This is a genomic window from Neobacillus niacini NBRC 15566 (assembly GCF_001591505.1).
GTDB lineage: Bacteria > Bacillota > Bacilli > Bacillales > Cytobacillaceae > Neobacillus > Neobacillus niacini.
In genome coordinates, this window is record NZ_BCVA01000031.1 from 38372 (window position 1) to 57397 (window position 19026).

The 19026-nt window shown below is 39.2% G+C and carries 14 protein-coding genes; 2 read left to right on the plus strand and 12 right to left on the minus strand.

The features are described 5' to 3' along the window. Window positions 1–5: 5 nt before the first annotated feature. From BANA01_RS19685 to BANA01_RS19695, 3 genes are all read right to left on the minus strand, one after another. Window positions 6–887, minus strand: coding sequence for a carbohydrate ABC transporter permease (locus BANA01_RS19685; RefSeq protein WP_063254360.1), 882 nt, complete (start codon window positions 885–887; stop codon window positions 6–8). Between the two features lie 44 nt (window positions 888–931). Continuing rightward, the gene (locus BANA01_RS19690) at window positions 932–1831 is read right to left on the minus strand and encodes a carbohydrate ABC transporter permease (RefSeq protein ID WP_063254361.1); all 900 of its coding nucleotides are present in this window, start codon (window positions 1829–1831) and stop codon (window positions 932–934) included. A gap of 74 nt (window positions 1832–1905) precedes the next feature. After that, window positions 1906–3207, minus strand: a complete 1302-nt coding sequence (locus tag BANA01_RS19695) for an ABC transporter substrate-binding protein (protein ID WP_063254362.1) — start codon at window positions 3205–3207, stop codon at window positions 1906–1908. Window positions 3208–3320: 113 nt separating this feature from the next. On the opposite strand from BANA01_RS19695, the gene BANA01_RS19700 reads away from it, so the two are divergent. Both BANA01_RS19700 and BANA01_RS19705 read left to right on the plus strand, forming a co-directional pair. Next, window positions 3321–4823: a sensor histidine kinase gene (locus tag BANA01_RS19700; RefSeq protein ID WP_063254363.1), complete on the plus strand. Its 1503-nt coding sequence runs from the start codon at window positions 3321–3323 to the stop codon at window positions 4821–4823. Window positions 4824–4862: 39 nt separating this feature from the next. Beyond that, window positions 4863–5546, plus strand: coding sequence for a response regulator transcription factor (locus BANA01_RS19705; protein ID WP_063254364.1), 684 nt, complete (start codon window positions 4863–4865; stop codon window positions 5544–5546). Between the two features lie 425 nt (window positions 5547–5971). Here the strand turns inward: BANA01_RS19705 and BANA01_RS19710 are convergent, their stop codons facing one another. From BANA01_RS19710 to BANA01_RS19750, 9 genes are all read right to left on the minus strand, one after another. Further along, window positions 5972–7246: a Gfo/Idh/MocA family protein gene (locus BANA01_RS19710; protein ID WP_063254365.1), complete on the minus strand. Its 1275-nt coding sequence runs from the start codon at window positions 7244–7246 to the stop codon at window positions 5972–5974. Window positions 7247–7269: 23 nt separating this feature from the next. Beyond that, window positions 7270–8961 (minus strand): alpha-L-fucosidase, encoded by a 1692-nt coding sequence (locus tag BANA01_RS19715; protein ID WP_063254366.1) that lies wholly within the window; start codon window positions 8959–8961, stop codon window positions 7270–7272. A 40-nt stretch (window positions 8962–9001) separates the two neighbouring features. Beyond that, window positions 9002–9640 carry a YesL family protein gene (locus BANA01_RS19720; protein WP_063254367.1) on the minus strand — a complete coding sequence of 213 codons (639 nt, stop codon included), beginning with the start codon at window positions 9638–9640 and terminating at the stop codon, window positions 9002–9004. A 26-nt stretch (window positions 9641–9666) separates the two neighbouring features. Beyond that, window positions 9667–10869, minus strand: coding sequence for a glycoside hydrolase family 88 protein (locus BANA01_RS19725; RefSeq protein ID WP_063254368.1), 1203 nt, complete (start codon window positions 10867–10869; stop codon window positions 9667–9669). Beyond that, window positions 10869–12761: a DUF2264 domain-containing protein gene (locus BANA01_RS19730; RefSeq protein WP_063254369.1), complete on the minus strand. Its 1893-nt coding sequence runs from the start codon at window positions 12759–12761 to the stop codon at window positions 10869–10871. The genes BANA01_RS19725 and BANA01_RS19730 overlap by 1 nt, the downstream gene beginning before the upstream one ends. Window positions 12762–12849: 88 nt before the next feature. Beyond that, on the minus strand, window positions 12850–14385 hold the full coding sequence (locus BANA01_RS19735) for an extracellular solute-binding protein (RefSeq protein ID WP_063254370.1): 1536 nt from the start codon (window positions 14383–14385) through the stop codon (window positions 12850–12852). Between the two features lie 81 nt (window positions 14386–14466). Then, window positions 14467–15339 carry a carbohydrate ABC transporter permease gene (locus tag BANA01_RS19740; RefSeq protein WP_063254371.1) on the minus strand — a complete coding sequence of 291 codons (873 nt, stop codon included), beginning with the start codon at window positions 15337–15339 and terminating at the stop codon, window positions 14467–14469. 8 nt (window positions 15340–15347) lie between these two features. Next, entirely contained in the window at window positions 15348–16334 is a 987-nt protein-coding gene (locus BANA01_RS19745) for an ABC transporter permease (protein WP_082799601.1), read from the minus strand. A 306-nt stretch (window positions 16335–16640) separates the two neighbouring features. After that, window positions 16641–18911 carry a helix-turn-helix transcriptional regulator gene (locus tag BANA01_RS19750; protein WP_063254372.1) on the minus strand — a complete coding sequence of 757 codons (2271 nt, stop codon included), beginning with the start codon at window positions 18909–18911 and terminating at the stop codon, window positions 16641–16643. Between the last annotated feature and the right edge of the window lie 115 nt (window positions 18912–19026).

A 19026-nucleotide genomic window follows, 5' to 3' on the forward strand; every position in this document is an offset into this window, starting at 1 on the left:
TCCTTTTATCCTTTAATTCCGGTATTGGCAACTCCCTTGATAAAGTGGTCTTGAGCTAAGAAGTAAACAATGATGGTTGGCACGATGGCTGAAACAGCAGCAGCCATTAGCAACGCATATTCTGTGTTGTATTCCGTAATAAAATGCTGAATTCCAAGCTGCAGCGTGTATAAATGATCGGAAGTAAGATAAATCAAAGGCCCTAAGAAATCATTCCAGGAATGCATGAAAGAAAAAATAACTAACGTCGCAATCGCTGGTTTTGACAAAGGTAAAATAATTCTCCAATAAATGCCGAATTCATTCAGACCATCAATTCTTGCCGCCTCAAGCAGCTCATCTGGAATGCTTATGAAAAATTGGCGGAATAAGAAAACGCCAAAGGGATTGAAGGCTCCCAGTAAAATGAGAGACCAGTGCGAATTGACCAATCCTAGCTCCTTCATCAGCATAAATTGTGGAATCATCATAACCTGATACGGGATCATCATCGTAGCAATATAGATGAAAAACAAACGGTTGCTTTCCGGAAATTTAATTTTGGCAAAAGCATAACCGGCAAGCGAACTGTTGATAATCACTAAAATGGTTGTGATGACAGCAATTTTCAATGTATTTAAGTAATAAATGTGAAAGGGTACTTTTGTCCAAACATCTTTGTAATTACTCCAATGTAAGGTTTCCGGTATCCATTTAATCGGAAAACCGAAGATTTCCGATTCTGCTTTCAAGGATGCAGAGAGCATCCAAACAAATGGCAGAACCATCATCAATGAAACGATGATTATCGCAAGATATTTTAAAATTTGCTTGATTGATATTTTACGTGCTTTGGGTGCAGGTGTATAAATGGCAGCTTCTGTTTTCGTTCCGGTTGCAATATTCATTTACCACTTCAGCTCCTTTCATTTTCATAGGTAGTCCAGGCAAATTAATAATTCACCCATTTTTTCTGTCCTTTAAATTGAATAAAGGAGAAGATGAGAATCAGCAGGAATAGCACATACGCCATGGCCGATGCGTATCCGTACTCGAATTGCTTAAAGGCGGTGTTGTAAATATCGTACACAAGAACATGCGTCGATCTTCCAGGTCCCCCGCCTGTCAGCACGTAGATTAAATCGAAGACTTTAAAGGAATTAATGACCCCAATAATCATGGTGAAGAAGATAACGGGTGACAGGCTTGGTAAAGTGACATTGAAAAACTTCGCGATTGGTCCCGCACCGTCCAACTCAGCCGCTTCATAAAGGTGATCAGGAATATTTTGCAGTCCTGCCAAAAAGAGAATCATATAATAGCCAACTGAATGCCAAATATAGACCACAGAGACGGATACTAATGCCCAGCTTGGCGAAGACAGCCAGCCAGGGGGAGCGTCGATGCCCAGCTTCATCAATGTTCCATTAATCGGACCCATTGTTGGGTTGAAAATCAACTGCCAGACTGCCGCAACGGCAATCGTTGCTGTAACATACGGTAAAAAAACAGCAGTCCTGAATACCTTTACAAAGCGGATTCCTCGATTTAAGGCAATAGCAATTAAGATGGATAGAAACAAGGTAACGGGAACAGAGATTAAGGTAAAAAGAATACTATTAATAAATGAAATCCGGAAATTCGCATCATGTAATAGATTCTTGTAGTTTTCTATTCCTACAAATTCAATCACTCCAAAGCCATTCCATGATGTAAAACTCATAAAAAAAGAGGCAATAACCGGAATAAGGATAAATAAGAGAAAACCGATGATATTAGGTAATAGAAATGTATAAGCGACCAAACGGTTTCGTCGAATCGTTGTAGATGATGACCTTCTTTTTTGCTTCATAATGTCAGTCCTTTCTATGAAAAAACTCGGCACCGCTGAGTTTCAATCTAGCAGCAGTGCCTCGTTTTTCACTTTTATTTATCTCCGTACTTACTTGCCCATTCATCTTTCACACGTTTCGTAATCTCTTTGATCGCATCATCAACAGATTTCTGACCAAGTAAAGCCAGTTCTCCTTCTTGCTTAAAGATTTGTTCTGCTACAATATTTTTTACTCCAGGGAGCATAGGGTACTCAGGGTATTCTTTTGTTTCCAAGAAATAGTGAAGGTTTTCTGGCTTTTGTGTTCCATCGCCAAGGTACGCCTTTTCAACATCCTCATCCATATAACCAGTTAAATAACCCTGTGAAGCTAGCAGTTCTGCACCGTCTTTACCCGTCATGTATTGCAGGAACTTAAAGGCTTCTTGTGGGTGCTTCGTGTTTTTGTTCATCATGATAGAAACAGGTAATGCGAGTGACGTATTCTTCGCAACACCTTCTGGATGTGGAATTGGCACAACGTCCCAATCAAAATTTAATTTTCCTTCTGTTTCAGCCTGGCGAAGCTGAGCAACATGCCAATCGCCAATCAGATTCATGGCAATATTACCTTTTTGGAAGGCTGCATTATAATGAGCTCCGGTTGTTACCTGTTCTGACCACTTCATGATCGAGCCGTCTTTTTCAAGGTCAATCCTAATTTGTAAGGCATCCTTAAATGGTGTTAAATCTTTATCAATGATGGAGGCACCGTCTTGAACAGCACTCATATACCATGTTTGCGGCCATTGCTGCAGATAAGCACCGTATACTTTACTTTCTCCGCTTCCGCTTGTCATTTTCTTCGCTAATTCGCGGAAATCATCCCAGGTCATATCATCGCTAGGGTAATCAACACCTTTTTCATCAAATAACGTTTTATTATAGTAGAGCATCCAATTGGATTTACGATAAGGCAGACTCAACACTTTACCATCTGCTTTAAAGCTGTCATACATCGTTCCGTAGCCGGCAACATCCACTTCACTTTCTTTAATATAGCTATCAAGTGGTTCCAGGATTCCGGTATCAATCATATTGTCCATCTGCCCAGTGAATAGATCATATCCTTCGCCGCCGGAGAGCTGCATCCGGATTTTTTCATAATACTGCTGCTGTGGAAAAGTTTCAAAAGTGATTTCGATATTCGGGTGATCCTTTTTAAAGTTTTCGTAACCTGTTTTAAACACTTCCTCATCAGCTGGAAATACCGCCATTTTCAAACTAACTTTTTCATTGGTATCCTTTGGCTTCTCCGCTTCGGAACTACCCTTTTCGGTACCGCCGCTGGAACAGGCAACCAGCAGGCTGAAACATACTAGCAAGATGGCTATTAAACTGAATAATCTTTTCATTTTGTTTCTCCCCCTTTTTGGTATTTTGCTATATACTGAGTGTAAGGGTTTTCAGTTTTTTGAATAAGTAGAAAGTTTCTTTCCCCTTTTTTATTTCATTAGGAGTGACTTCTGTGATTTTTCTCTTCTTAATTTGTATTGTTTTTTTAATCTCTTTTATCTATAAAAATTTAAATAGCCGTTCGATCTTCTTTTTATGTACGTTAACGATAGGCTGGATTTTAGCTTACATATCTTTTACACTCTACCTATCAAAATTTAATTACTATAGTATTGTGAATCAATTTATTGATTTTAGTCCGGGGACATGGAACAGCCTTGTCCTTAAAAACTTTAATACAAATACATTGATTCGGTTATTTAATGTTGGCATTATTCTTTTTTATTTTTCCTTTTTAAGCTATTCCATTTCGTTTGTCAGCAGTCTAAAGGTAAACAGAAGACAGTGGTATTTTTACACAGTCCTTGGTGTAATCGGTTTATTCCAATATCTTTTCTATGATCCAAGCGTCAATCTGTGGTTCCAAAATTATGCTGTAGACGCTGGTATCTTTCCGCAATACAAAAACTTCAACCACACTGTAGATTTGGTATTTCAGGTTGTAAATATCGCATATTTACTAATAAGTATTGGATTATTTATCTACCATTACATCCTCTACTACAGTCTAAGATATATCCGTGATCATACTTTATTTAATTTAATCAGCTTACTGCCGCTGACCATTGTACACCTATTTATTTTTTACTGGGCGCCATCCAACTTTGTCAGAACAACCTATAGCCAGAGCTATATAAACTATCAACAGCCTGCAATCAATCTGTATTTATTGGAGTATCGTTTCTTTCCACTCATTGCTTTCTTGGCCATCGCCATTATGATTTTCAATGTATATAAGTACAAGTCGAATGAGGCAAGGTATTCCAGTATCAATATCATTACCAAGAAAAAAATCGATACGGCTTCCCTCGGGATTCGGGCTTTCACACATGCTATCAAGAACCATTTGCTTGCCATTCGTTCAGAATCGGAGTATTTACAAGAAAAGTTTGCGGATGATGAAGATGCGTTATATAGCTTGAAGCTCATTATGGACTCTTGTGAACAATCGTTTCAAAGTATTAATGAAGCAAATAATATGCTTAAACAGATTACGTTAAGTATGAAGTCAGTCTCCTTGAACAATCCCATTGAAAGAGCAATCGATCGTTTCCATACAAACAAGTTAAAAGTGAACATTCATTACGAAAAGCCCGCTTCTAATATTTACGTTTATATTGATGAAGATCAAATTCAAGAAGCCATCTATAATATCCTTAAAAATTCCATCGAAGCAATTGAGAGCAGCAATGGCGATATTTGGATTCAGATGAACGAAGTCGATCAATGGGGCACGGTTACCATTCGGGACAATGGTCCGGGGATTGATTCCGAAAATGTGAATGAAATTTTCACTCCGTTTTTTTCAACCAAACCATCGATTACCAATTGGGGCATTGGGCTTTCTTTTTGCCATAAAGTGATTACAGGTCATGGAGGTAAAATTGAAGTGACGAGTGAGAAAGGAAAATTCACTCAATTTGATATTTTATTGCCGCTTGTAAAAAGGGTATAAAAAATACCCCTTATTAAATTTTCGTGGAGTGTGATGTAAATGGAGACCATTCAAATATTAATTGCCGATGATATGGAAGCCCACCGCAGGCGGCTTGAGAGAATTATCAATAGTGTCGGAAACCTTTCACTAGTCGCCTCTGCCAAAAGTGGATATGAAGCCGTTGCCTATGCGGCGATCAAAAAACCGGACATTGTCTTAATGGATATCGAAATGGAAAGTCAGATGGCCGGAGTGAAGGCCGCTTCTGAAATTAATAAAATATTACCAAATACCAAAATTGTCATGCTCACTGTTCATCAGGATAATAATATTGTCTTTGCTGCCTTTCAAACAGGCATTGTCGATTATTTAATGAAATCTGCGCCAAAGGAAGAGATTATCGAAGCGATTTATTCAGCCGCCAACAACCAATCGCCGATTCGTCCGATTATAGCAGAGAAAATCAGACAAGAGTTCGCACGAATTAAAAAATCAGAAGATCATTTAACCCATTTTTTTAAAATCATTGCCAATCTAACACCCTCTGAGCTAGAGGTATTGAAACTTCTCTGCAGCGGGATGAAACGGAAAGAAATAGCGGAAGCACGCGCCGTAGAGGTAGAAACGATAAAAAAGCAAATCAGCAGCTTGTTGAAAAAATTTGATAAGAATTCGACCAAGGAAATCGTCATCGATGTCACCGAGCTGAAGCTATTTGATATGATTAAAGATATTTCGTAGGGGTAACCACGGATTATGGTGTGTTACCTCTTTTTTTAAATCAATCATTTTGAAACGCAATCACCTACAACCCCCGAATAAGTCACAGGCTTATATAATGCGAGTTTCAGTGTTGGAGCAGATTCTTCTGCTTTCACTATTTTAATAGGTGTTGCATCGAACATGACGATAAGTAATACATTTAAACACGTAGCAAACAGCAAGTAACAATCTCATTTTTGAACGTTTGTTCATAAAAATCCCTACTTATCTCCTTTACCTATTTTTATATCTTACTAATACACTCTTTAAATAAACAAAAAAGGCATGGAGGTATCGAATCAAAAGAATTGATTTTCTTTCAACTTTACCACCATGCCTGATCGTATCAGTAACATGTGATCATATTAAAAAATGAACAAAATTTTAGACACTGAAATATACTACTATAATTGGATATTTTCAATCAATCTATGATAGTAATCATCAATCGCAATCGATTGACCATGATTTAACCTTGATTCTTCAGCAGCAAAAGCCATTAGGTGGCTTCGTACCGATGCCGATGCGGAAGAAACACTATCCCGTTTGCTGCCATTTTGAATTTCTCTCAGGAACGTTCGAATGATCCCCTTATCTCCTCCGCCATGCCCTCCAATCGGCTTGTTAAAGTGAATGACAGTTTCATGTTTTGATAGAAAATCAAAAATGGAAATACTGTTTTCTTCCATGTTTCCACGTATCTCGCCTTTTGTCCCCATAATTTGGACCATACGTGTTTGTTCCCTCGTAAAACCACACATACTAAACGTCGCCGTTGCCCCGCCCTCGAATTCCATATTGACGACTTGATGGTCCACCACATTATTATCGGAGCGGTATACACATCTTCCATAAGGTGTTTCATTCAATGCTTTTATGATACCTTCATTCGTATGGTCTTCTGTGAATTTCCTTGCCCATCCTTTGCCTTCACCTAGATAATACTTACCAGCATGGAAAGGACATTCCAATTCAGCCGGACATCCATCTAAACATCGCATTGGTGCTCCGATGGGGGCATTTTCTTCCTTAAAATGCATGAGGGATCCATAGGAACTAACCCTATTACACTCCTTGCCCAGCACAAAAGAAATAATATCCATATCATGACAAGATTTTTGCAGAATCATCGGGCTCGACTTTTCTTTATTATTCCAATTACCGCGTACAAAGCTGTGAGACATATGCATCACTTCTACATTTTCATTTAATTGCAGGGATACAACTTCACCTATTTCTCCTTGAGAAATCATCTTTTTAATCGTCGCCCAAAATTCTGTATACCTCAATACATGGCAGATTGTAAGCTGTCGATTGTATTTTTGGGCGGCTTGTTCCATCGCAATGCATTCCACTGGATCAGGGGACATCGGTTTTTCCAAAAGAACATGATACCCCAACTCCAATGCTTTCATAGTCGGTTTAAAGTGAAAGCGGTCAAGTGTACAGATTATGGCAATATCTGCAATTCTCTTATCTAGATTCAATACGTCTTCCCAGGTCTCATAGCAATGTTCGTTGGAAATATGATGTGCTTGTTGAAATTTTATTCTTCTTTCACTATTCGGTTCTGCCACACCGATAATCTTTAGTTCATTCGGATACTCTAACGCATATGGAGCATAAGCTCTTAGCCCTCTGTCACCTGCCCCAATTATGATAGCGGTCATTGGCTTCATCTTAAACTCTACCTCCTTCGTTTTCAGCTTTCTATTTTTATCATTTTTACTGCTCTGAGTTTTACCGCAGCTGCTTGCCAAATCTCCGGTCCTTTTGGTTTTTCCCTTACTCTACTTGAGTGTAGTCGTAAGGAGTAAAGTCCTGGTCGTTCAATCTCAAAGATTCCTAAATGACTGTGAATTTCGGTATATGGATGCTGGCAAGTCTCCGAATCTTCAATAATATCATCCTCATTTGGCATCACGCTTTTTGACTCATTCCCAATTTCTATTTTCATACTATCTGCAAATTCATTTTTCCAATCTACACCTGTTCTTTTATAGGCGATCAGATGAACCTCATACTTTCCTTTTTCCGTAATTTTCACTTGCCATTCCGCAGCATTTTGCTGCTGCTCCCTCTCTATTTTTGCATGACCGAAATCCAGTTTAATGACACCAGATTGTTCAATGAAAGCAGGGTCAATCTTTAATTCTTCGGCTAATTCTAAAACGATAACTGAGCTAAATTCGCATGGAGGCTCTTCCGGCAGCTCCAATTGTAAACGGTATACTCCATCATTTTCACTATTCTCCTGCATAAAAGAAATCTTTTGTTGAGGATTTGAAAGAATATAGACCTGATGTACTTTGGTTTTAAAGCCATTAATGCACAACGAACTGGATGACCATTTCTGATTATGAATATGAAGGAAAACTTTATTTTCCTTTAGTGTTACCGCTCCCCAATCAAACTCATAGGGAAATGGACTTCCCTTTGTTCCGTAGATGCTTTCGCCATTTTTATCCATCCAGTCTCCTATTTCCTTCAATTTTTCTACTGAAAATTCTGGAATTTCCCCACGCTCGTCAGGCCCTACATTAAGAAGCAGATTTCCTCCTTTGCTGGCTATGTTCACCATTTTCCTAATGATCGAATCAGTAGATTTATAATGATTATCACCGGCACTGTAACCCCAGGATTTATTTAATGTCATCGGTGTTTCCCAAGGTTTTGTATCTTCCCCACTCATGGGGATTTCATTATCACCTTTTGATTGAAAATCTCCAAAATCCGGCCAATGGCTGACCCTGCTGTTCACTAGACAATCAGGCTGAAGGCTTTTGACCAATTGAACCATTTCCTCACTATCTTTTTTGGAAAGACCACCTGAGGTATCAAACCATATAAGACCAATGGGGCCGTATTTTGTTAGAAGTTCTGTAACTTGTGGTTTGACCAAACGGTTCCAATAGTGATAAAAGGCCTTTTCTTCCAAATGATAATCCCAAATATTGTTAGCAGAGTCATGAATCGAATGAGGATGGTGCCAGTCGATGACATGGGAATAATAGAAACACAACTTCATCCCTTGGAGTGCACATTCCTCGGCTAGCTCTTTTAGCGGGTCTCTGCCAAACGGAGTCGAATCTACAATATTAAATTTGTCTGCCTTCGAGTGGAACATTGCAAAACCATCATGATGCTTTGCAGTAATGACGATATACTTCATCCCCGCTCTTTTAGCCAAACTTACCCATTCCTTCGCATTAAATAGATGGGGATTAAATGTCTCCGTAAGCTGTTCATACTCTTTCACGGGAATTTTTTGGCCGTACATCACCCATTCCCCTTTACCGATTGCGGCATATAACCCCCAATGAATAAACATCCCGAATCTCGCATCAGTAAACCAGCCGACCGAACTCCTATTTTCTACCATCAGTTCCTTCATAAAATCACCCTTTTCCCCTATATTTAACTAAAGTAACATATCAGATTGATCGTTTCTCTTCAGCTTCTTCCTGTTTTGTTTTTTCAAAGGCAAGGTTTGCCATGAACATTAAAAACCACGCCAATAAACTCACACTTAAGAATGGCAGCAGGCCTGGGATATACGTAATAAAGAAGTAAAATGCGACAAGCCCGCCGATCATGGAAATCCCATGAAACGGGCAGGAAAGGCAGAACCAAAGTGACATTTTCAAATATTGAAAGAAACGCAGTTGATAATGAGCAAAAACCGGACCTAAGAACAGGTTCGTAATCAAAAAGACAAAGGTAATCGACAGCACAAGGATATAAAGAATCAACGAAACTGCACCGCCATGTGCCTTTAGAAAAACGAGATAGAAATATAGGATAAACCCTAAAAGGGTGATGATTCCGCCTAATGCATTGGCCTTCCAAAATTCCCTTCGAAAACGGGTCCAAAACGTCTTGAAAAAGGAAAATTCCTCGTCGCGTTGGATCATCTTCCTGAGTACCGCAAACATGGCCATCGTTGCAGGAAAAACCCCGCCAATGACAAGACCCACCACACTTCCAAGAAGCCATAGAAATTGTACATATACAAGCTTTGCAATCCAGTCCATTCCGTTATATAGCCTGCCGATTACCCCGTTTAATTCCATGATGAAAACCACCCATTCCTTTCAAACTACCAGTATAGTGTCCAGTTTTTCGTCAGTCTGACAAGCGCTTCAAAATAAAAATAATCACCCCACATACAGCTTTCATCGATCCCGTGGCTGAAATTTTTATTGTACACACTATGAAGCAATACCCCTTCTTCTGCCTCATCTTCACTTGAGACATATTGTTTTGATAAAGAAGAAATGATTTTTATGGCTGCATGTTCATAGTACCTGCGGTCCTCATCCAAAATCGGAAGCTGTCTGACCATTTCTAGTAATCCGCATGCTGCGATTGCCGCTGCTGAACTGTCACGTTCCTCTTCTCCCTCGGTAAAAATCAAATCCCAGTAGCAGATATCATCTTCCGGCAGTCGATTGAGAAAATAATGTGCTAATTTTTTGCTCACGGAGAGGAACTGTTCATCTTTTGTGTAGAGATAACTCAAGGGGAATCCGTACATTCCCCAAGCCTGCCCTCGTGACCAGCAGGATTCATCGGAAAATCCTTGATGGGTATCGCCCTTTATTGGTTCGCCGCTTTCCGGATTCATATAGTACGTATGGTATGTAGACGCATCATCGCGGACAATAAAATGAAACGCTTGAAGAATATGCTGATAGGCAGCTCGTTTGTATTTTGGGTCGCCGGTTTCGCCTGAAGCCCAATAAAGTAACGACAAATTCATATTACAGTCGATAATCATCCGGCCTCGCTGCTTCGGATTGCTTAAATCTCCCCACGCTTGAATAATTCCGGCCTTTTCGTGAAATCTTTCAAGCAAGAGGTCTGCTGCCTTTAAGGCAAGCATCCGTGCTTCCTGATTACCCGTCAATTTATATGCAGCCATGCAGGAGAGGGTATATAGAAAGCCAAGATCATGAGTATTGGTCATTATTCTTTTTTCAATTCTTTCCCGGTAGCTAGCCAACTGAATTTCCGCAACTTCACGGTATTTCATATCACCCGTTACTTCGTAGGCAAGCCATAGCATTCCTGTCCAAAACCCCGGCGTCCACTCAAGATTTTCAGTCGCTTCATAGCAAAGGTTTGTTGTACAAGGGGCTGGAAATTGCTCAGTAAAACGCGGGAGCTTTTGATCAATTTTTTTTAACACATGGCGAATAGCGTTTTCTGCCTCTTCTCTCGAAAACGCCGGCCTGTTTGCATAACGAGCTTTTTGCTGAATACCTTCATCTATAACAGTTTTATTGATTTGATTAATCATCACGTTCTCTCCTCCTCTAACAGTTGATGCGGTACAATTCCCTTAATCTCGTAAACTTCTTTATTATCCTGGCTCACAATGATCAGATTGTCATTTCTTAAAACGAACCCGGGCTTACGTTCCCAATGGCATTTTCCACGTTCAGAATCACCATGACCTGTGACGGCTGTTACGTATAGATGCGTGCCAGGGTTGATTTGTCCGTGTAAAGTAGGAATGAACGAAGTAGAAGAATGTAGTACATTTGTATTTGGGTCAGCCAATACTAAGGAAGACGACCGTTCTCCAAATAAATTGATGATTCCACTAAAACCCCATGGGCAAAGTGTAGCAATACCATCATCATCTACTAATTCCTGATGGAAGTGTTGAAGACTAATTTCCTTTTCACGGGCAATCGCAAACCCGCCTTCAGCTGTAATAAGCTGTCTTTCCGTTTGAATTTTATGAATTCTTACATGCCACCCCTCCAGTGGAATAAGCCAGGTTTTCACCTCGACATTACTCCATGGCTTCCAGCGTGAAAAAATAGCTGCGTCCTCCATCCTTACTTCTTCACATTTTCTGCGGCCGCGATAATACATATTTTCCTCACTGAAGACAATCATCGAGTCAAACGCTCCCTGAATCAGATCATAGTTGCTTTTTGGCACGCTGAATCCAAAGGCAGTCGAATAAGCAAACTTTGCATATTTTTCAGCTGTGTGGGCAGGTTCGAATAATGCATACTGTCCGGAAGTTAAAGCATACACATGGTCTCTATCCCTTGAAATAATCATGTTCGGATGAAGCAAACCTTTCATTTTTTCCAGTTCAGGCAGCGGTTCCTCTTCCGCTGCCCAGAGCGGGTGATTTTCGTCCAAAGCAAGCAGCAGGAAGATTTTAAGCGCCCAATAGGGTGAACCGGGGGCGTTATATTTTTCCGCCATAATTAAATTTGGATAAGCATACCCGATGCTTAAAATACCATCTGAATGATAGATTGGCTTGCTTAGCCACCAGCGTAAATGGCGCAGAATAATTCCTTTCATCACGCCCCATGAATAAACTTCCAAGTCGGCAAATGCCAGTGCACTCCAAAATGACCCTTGAGCAAATCGATAGGTTAGGCTTCTGCCAAAGGGAATCGATGAACCATCCTCGGAAAACCAATAAATAAAGTCCTTCGCAAAAACCTTTGCCCGGTCTTTAAATCGCTTAGAACGTTCCGGATCCTTATCCTTCATGACTTCTGCGTAAATAAGCCCATAAAAATAAAACCCAAACGGAATATAGTAATCAACCTGCGGGGCTTTGCCATCTGAAAACCAGCCAATTCCCAAGTAGAACTCTTCTAATCTCGTTAACGTTTTCTCTTGAAGTTTTTGGTTATAGGGTAACCCCAACGTATCAAACGCAGTATTCACCATGACTCTAAAAAATAGCCAATTATTATCGACAGGTTGTTTTTCATTTATTTGATTTAACCACAGATATAAGTTTTGCTTTTCCTGATCAGTTAAAGGATGCCACAGTTTATCCGGAACGAGAATCAGCCCCAGTGAGAGAGCAGCCATCTCAACCATCCGCTGGTCAACATCCGTAATCGGTCCCCAATATTCTTCATGGTCCGGATTGGAGCCGTTTCGAATCCCTTTTAGATAAATCTCCTCTAAAACAGGACATTCGCCGCCGCCCTTCCAAAAAGGCACAAGCCCCCATAACGGCCGTGAAAATCCCTCCATTTGAATGACTTGATTTCTTGAGATGGCGCTTGTTCTTCCAACATCTAATAAAGACTTACCGTCTGAGTAAAAATCAACCAATGGCAGACAAAGCTGTCTTATTGCCTCCATAACATCTTTTCTCGTTTTTAGCGGATTTTCCATTATCGGAATTTGATTATATTTCATATTTTTCTCCTATCCTCAGCATGTAAGGAAGGTGTTAGTTCAAAAATGGAGAACTAACACCTCAGGGTCATCGATTTAAATGAAGAACTTAGCTTTCTTGATAACGCTTATAAGCATTTTGGTAAACTTTGATATACTCTTTAAAGCCGATTTCATCTAATCGCTTTTTGAATTCTTCAAGGTTCACAGGCTCTGACCCCATGATCCACTTTTGCACCGTTTCGTCTTTATAAGTTGTAATTTGCGTTCCAATATCGGTAAGAACTTTCTCTTCTTCCTCCGTAAATGTCAAGTTCGGAATTTGTTCGGCAAAGTAATTTCCCTTTGTATATTCCTCAATCCCTTTCACGGCAATTGGATTCATCCATAGCTTTTCATATTCAAAGTCTTGATGGAAGGAGAACGGAACTTGAGAGCCGTAAGACCGTAGGTTTTCAACAATATTCCCATCATTCGCCTTTAAAACCTTGTCAGTAAACACTGGATTACCATCCTTGATTTCATAGGTTTCGCCTTCAATCCCATAGTTCATCAGTCTTCGGCCCTCTTCACTGTAGAAAAAGTCGAGATACTTAATAACCTTTTCAGGATTTTCGATTTGTGAACTAATCGCAACCCCGAGATTATTTCCATAATCCGATCTTTTCGTCGGTTCAATTCGTTTACCGTCTACATTTTCAGGCGGCGCCATCACAATAAAATTAATACCTGGAATAGAATCCTTTAAGGCATCATTGTAGCCTGCTGTACTTCCAGGATAATAACGGGATGCCCCGCCAAGGTTATTACCTAACAAATATTCTCTTGCCTTTTTTCTAGTGAAAATTTCCGGATCAATTAACCCTTCTTTATACCATTTGGACAGGTTTTCCATTGCCGTTTGAAACTTCGCTTCATATGGTCCATATTTAATATCACCATTTTCAAGGTAAAGTCCATCGAATGCTCCCCATAACGTACCCAGACCAAGGATATTGTCCTCCGAAAAATAAGGGATTTCATCTTGTTTCCCATTTCCATTCGGATCCTGTTCTTTAAACGCTTTCAATACAGTGTAAAACTCGTCTACCGTTTGCGGCATTTGAAGCTTGAGCTTATCGAGCCAATCCTGCCTGATAAAATACGTTTCCGCTACCAGCCCATCGGAAATATAAGGCACCATATAAAGATTTCCGTCTGGTCCCTGATTTGCCTTTAAAAAATCCTTTTTCTCTTTCATGTATTTTTGGATATTCGGTGCATGCTTTTTGATTAAATCATTTAGCGGCAGAAAGGCGCCTTCCATTCCGTATTTATTTAAGTATTTCTTTTGACCGTGGACCAAATCCGGAATTTCGCCAGAAGCGATCATCAAGTTAAACGCCTCTGTACTGTTGGTAGACGACTTTGGTGCCGTACCTTTTAGTTTGATTCCCGTCTTTTCAGCAGCTTCTTTAAAAGTGGCCCAATCGTCATTGAAAATAAAATACCCATTGGATGCATGCATAAAGACCTTTAGTTCTTCGACTTTCCCATCTTTTTTCGAATCCTTCTCTTTGTTGCTGGTGGAAGCCGCATCACTGCACCCGCTTGCTAACATCATCATACTTGCAAGTAAAGGAACCATTAATTTTCTCTTCTTCATTTTATTGCCCCCCGATTTTCATGTTTTTACCTGCTAAAGCTTTCATTATAGATGCTATTCATTCACTACCCGATGAAAAAATTATTCTTTTATCCCGCCAATCATTGTACCTTTCACAAAATATTTTTGAAGGAAGGGATAAACCAACACAATCGGCAAGATCGACACAATAATAGTGGCATAAATAAACGTTTCTTGTGACATTGCATTGGCGGCATTCATCGAACCTGTCAATTCCTCATTTAAACTCATTTCGACAATCATTTTTTTCAGCAGTACCTGCAGCGGTATTTTACTTTCATCGTTTAAAAGAACCATCGCCCAAAAGTAACTATTCCATTTACCAACAGCATAAATGAGTCCTACGGTCACTAACGCAGGCTTGGACAATGGCAAATAAATGTGCCTCAGGATTTGCAAATCATTGGCACCGTCCATTTTAGCTGATTCCTCTAATGAATCAGGAATGGATTGAAAAAAAGTTCTCAAGAGAATGACCAGAAAGGCTGAAACCGCAAATCCTACAATGATACTTGTCCTTGTGTCCAGTAACCCCAATTCTTTAAAATTTAAGTAAGTCGGAATAAGCCCCGCACCAAACCACAAGGTAAACGCTATAAAAAAAGCGACAAAGGTTCTGCCCACTAGCCGGCTTTTCGACAGGGGATAGGCCCCGCAAATGGTCAACAATATACTAAACGCCGTTCCGGCTACAGTATAGAAAACGGTATTGCCATAAGCCTGCCATAACCCCTCTTTTGCTAAGATCGACTTATAGGAATCAAGTGTGATGTCCTTCGGAAACAGTAACACTTCCCCCGTAATGACGGCGTTTCCCGAACTAAATGAAGCGGAAAAGACATATACAAAGGGATATAAACAAACAATGGATAGCAAAATTAGGATTGTTGCAATAAAGATCGACGATAGTTTTTCAGAAAATGATCGTTTCATCTCATCACCTACCATAATCCGACGTTCGTCATTTTTTTACTTAAACGGTTGGCCAGGACTACTAAAATTAAGCTTACAACAGAGTTAAACAAGCCCGCCGCTGCACCTATCTCATAATTTCCGCCTTGAAGACCCGCACGGTAAACATAGGTATTAATCACATCAGCTGTCTCATAGGTAGCAGGCTGGTACAACAGAATAATTGATTCATAACCTACTTCAAGAAAGCTGCCTAGATTTAAGATTAGTAAAATCATAATCGTTGGCAGCATGCCTGGAAGGGTGATATGCCACATTTGCTTCCACCTGTTCGCCCCATCCATTTTTGCTGCCTCATAAAGGGCCGGATTGATGCCGGCAATAGCCGCTAAATAAATAATGGCACTATAGCCTACATCCTTCCAAATCTGCATCGATCCAATATAAATGGTGCGAAAGAATTCCGGCATCGCAAGAAAATTGATTTTTTCTCCCCCAAATTTTTCAATGATAATGTTCACAATCCCATTCGTTGGCGCTAGAAAATTGGTGACGATACCTGCGATGATGACAACTGAAATAAAGTGTGGAAGATAAGTAATCGTCTGAACTGTCTTTTTAAACATCATATTTTTCACTTCATTTAACAGTAATGCGAGAATAATGGGTGCAGGGAAAGCAAAAATTAATCCCCAAAAATTGATCATAAACGTATTCACTAAGTTTCTGATAAAATACTCACTGCGAAAAAAACGTTCAAAATTTTCAAAACCCACCCAGGGACTTTCTGTTATCCCCTTAAATAAGCTATAATCTTTGAATGCAATTTGCAAACCGTACATCGGCTTATATGCGAAAATTAAATACCATAGAATAAACGGAATTAACATTAAATAGAGGTATTTATCCCGCCAGACAATCGTTTTTACGGCCTGCAGCTTCAAAGCAAATTCCGATCGGTTTGCTTGTACACTCGTTTCTGTTACTTCTGACAATGGACTATTCACTACAACCATCCTTCCCGCGTTTACTCCCAGTGAATGCGCTTTCTTTCATCCAAATGAAAATCCCCCTCCTTCTCTCTGTTAATTCTCATCATAAAAAACCGATGGTCAGGTTTCTATCTTCATTTTTCAAGATACATATGCGAATATTCACTTAATTTTTAAAAAACGAGTGATGTAGCGGTTTTGTTTTCTTCCATTTTGAAAGTTTTGTAGATATTTTAAAAAAATGAATATACTATTTTCACGTCCATCAACGTGACAGCCCAATAAAAAAAGGCATGAACCGGATGTTTAAATCCCCTCCATGCCAAAAAATTAACTGCTTTTCTCATATTGTCCCGGCGGCAGTCCTACATATCTCTTAAATGTACGGATGAATGTGTTTACATTGTTGAAGCCTACCATTCCGGCCAGTTCCTTTATTTTTATCTCTCTATTTTCTAAGATTTCTTGTGCTTTGGATATTCGGTATTTATTCAAGTAATCTTTATAATTTTCACCGGTATGATTTTTAAAAATGGTACTGATATAGCTGGTAGATAATCCAAATTCGTCAGCGAGGTCATGGAGAGAAATATCCTTTTCATAGTTTTGCTGAATATACTTCAAAAACTTCGTCGCAATTGACGTTTCTTCCTTACTCTCCGTCGTACTGATTTGCATTAACAGCACGGAAAAGATCAAACGGATTCTTTCCTCTAGTTGGTCTTTATCATGAATTTGCTGAAGCTCAAAATGAAAAGTGGAAATTTCATCACCGAAAATCTCTTTTGATGTTTTATTGGCCGCCTGCAATATCCGGTTAATCGTTCCTCTAATCGCAAATACAAATTGGGAGAGTGCATTCTTTGTCAACTTCTTAGAATGTAAATTTTCTTCAAGAACACGATTCAGAATTATTTCCGCTTTTTCAATGTTTCCCTGAACAACTAGCTGAATTAGGCTCCGTTCGACTTCAAACGGAAAATAAAAGTTGGTCTGATCCAAATATTTAAAATCCTCGTAGGAGAGGACTGTATTCCGCTCCAAGGCGAATTTACTCTCTAAGATTTTCAGTGCACTTTCAAATGAATGATAGATATATTCCAATTTTGCAACAGGCTGGCCAACAGCTGTAATAATATTAAGCTCTAATTCTCTGTTCATCGTGGAGAATAATTTTCCCAGTTTTGAAACAATATTTTCCACATCTTCCTGATGTATGATCAGTACGATTTTTTCATAGCCATATTCAAATAATTCACAGGCAAACATTGGCTCAATTTCCTTTTTAAGAATGCCAAGGATTTGCTGCTTTACCGTCAGGATCCCCTCTTTAGAAAGTCTTTCCTGAAGCACGACATTGGAATCGACCTCAATGATGATAACCTTCAAGTCCTCCTGTTTGACCTTTAGGTGAAAGCGGTTTAGTTTTTCTGTAAACTCTTTTTGGTTCATGGGTCCTACAACCATTTCGTTGAGGAATTGCTGTTTGAGAGGCAGCCTATTGAGCTCGATGGTCTGCTTCAGATTTTCATTCATTGTGCTAATTTGATCGGTCGTACTTTTTATAAAAGAAAGTTCATCATTCCCTTCATATTTTTGGTATTGGGACAAATGATGAATGATATGTTGTATCGGTCGATACGTCCGATTCACAAAATAAGCTGCTAATAGAATTCCTGCTGCTAACAACGAAAGGCCAATCAAAAAGGCTTTTACATACACCTCTTTCATCGCTGTAATCAAAGCGGGTTTCGGTGAAAAATAAACATAATTTAAATTACTGAGAATATCTGACTGTGTAAGATGAATATCATACCTTGCCTTACCCAATGTGACAGAACCGTGTTCAAAACTAAGCTTATCCAATTTAGCTAATTCCTTAGGTGCAAGAATCTCCTCCACCTTGGCGGATTCTAAGTCGGTCTGCAAATATTTTATTTCATCCTTTGTTACCAGGCCAAAGCCTTCCTTGCCCTCTCCTTCTACAAAGGAAAAAAAGCTTTTTGCATAAAAAGAAATAAAGAACAATGTTTCTACGTTATGAAAACTTGTTTCCTTTTTAATTAAAGTTAAATAATCACTATTATTTTCGTTCGAAAGGATCATGACTTGATGATTGCCGTATTGCGGGGTTGATTTATGTACATATTCCTCTAGTGCTGCAATATTCTTCTTAGAAAATCCTAATTCCTTAAAGAACAAGTCTTTGTTCATCGTTGAATCTTGTGTGACGACTACGTTATCTGCAAGATTCAGTATCCCGCTTTTATATTCAAAATTAGCAAAGGCAGAATTATTGATTTTCAACTGTTTCAATACTTGCAGCATTCGGTAATAATATTCATTTTTTTGATTTGGCCTAATATAATCTTTAAATTCCTGGCTGTTTTGCAGCTGCATCAAGGCATTAAAAGCTACCTGGATTCTAGTATCGATACTTTCTTTCGCCTGCTCCAGCAGAATTTTCTGATGCTGACTTCTCTCTTTTTGGTACACTTCACTGCTGTCTTTGTATAAAAGGAAGGTGGTAACGGAGGAAAATAAAATAATAAAAACACCGAAGTACATCAGCATCTGCCAAAATAGTTTTCTCTTTTTCATTTTTACCTCCTTAATATTATTAACGCAATGATCGGTAAGATTTCCCTTGTATGGCGTCTTTTCACGAAAATATCAGAATACATACTAAAGAGAAATAGGCGTAATTTACCATTTT

What these genes read in the sequence shown, in the direction of transcription:
- BANA01_RS19715 (WP_063254366.1), bottom strand. Translation starts at nt 8,961, where the DNA reads ATGAAGGAACTGATGGTAGAAAATAGGAGTTCGGTCGGCTGGTTTACT.
- BANA01_RS19730 (WP_063254369.1), bottom strand. Translation starts at nt 12,761, where the DNA reads ATGAAATATAATCAAATTCCGATAATGGAAAATCCGCTAAAAACGAGA.
- BANA01_RS19695 (WP_063254362.1), bottom strand. Translation starts at nt 3,207, where the DNA reads ATGAAAAGATTATTCAGTTTAATAGCCATCTTGCTAGTATGTTTCAGC.
- BANA01_RS19685 (WP_063254360.1), bottom strand. Translation starts at nt 887, where the DNA reads ATGAATATTGCAACCGGAACGAAAACAGAAGCTGCCATTTATACACCT.
- BANA01_RS19740 (WP_063254371.1), bottom strand. Translation starts at nt 15,339, where the DNA reads ATGAAACGATCATTTTCTGAAAAACTATCGTCGATCTTTATTGCAACA.
- BANA01_RS19735 (WP_063254370.1), bottom strand. Translation starts at nt 14,385, where the DNA reads ATGAAGAAGAGAAAATTAATGGTTCCTTTACTTGCAAGTATGATGATG.
- BANA01_RS19705 (WP_063254364.1), top strand. Translation starts at nt 4,863, where the DNA reads ATGGAGACCATTCAAATATTAATTGCCGATGATATGGAAGCCCACCGC.
- BANA01_RS19725 (WP_063254368.1), bottom strand. Translation starts at nt 10,869, where the DNA reads ATGATTAATCAAATCAATAAAACTGTTATAGATGAAGGTATTCAGCAA.
- BANA01_RS19710 (WP_063254365.1), bottom strand. Translation starts at nt 7,246, where the DNA reads ATGAAGCCAATGACCGCTATCATAATTGGGGCAGGTGACAGAGGGCTA.
- BANA01_RS19750 (WP_063254372.1), bottom strand. Translation starts at nt 18,911, where the DNA reads ATGAAAAAGAGAAAACTATTTTGGCAGATGCTGATGTACTTCGGTGTT.
- BANA01_RS19720 (WP_063254367.1), bottom strand. Translation starts at nt 9,640, where the DNA reads ATGGAATTAAACGGGGTAATCGGCAGGCTATATAACGGAATGGACTGG.
- BANA01_RS19745 (WP_082799601.1), bottom strand. Translation starts at nt 16,334, where the DNA reads ATGGTTGTAGTGAATAGTCCATTGTCAGAAGTAACAGAAACGAGTGTA.
- BANA01_RS19690 (WP_063254361.1), bottom strand. Translation starts at nt 1,831, where the DNA reads ATGAAGCAAAAAAGAAGGTCATCATCTACAACGATTCGACGAAACCGT.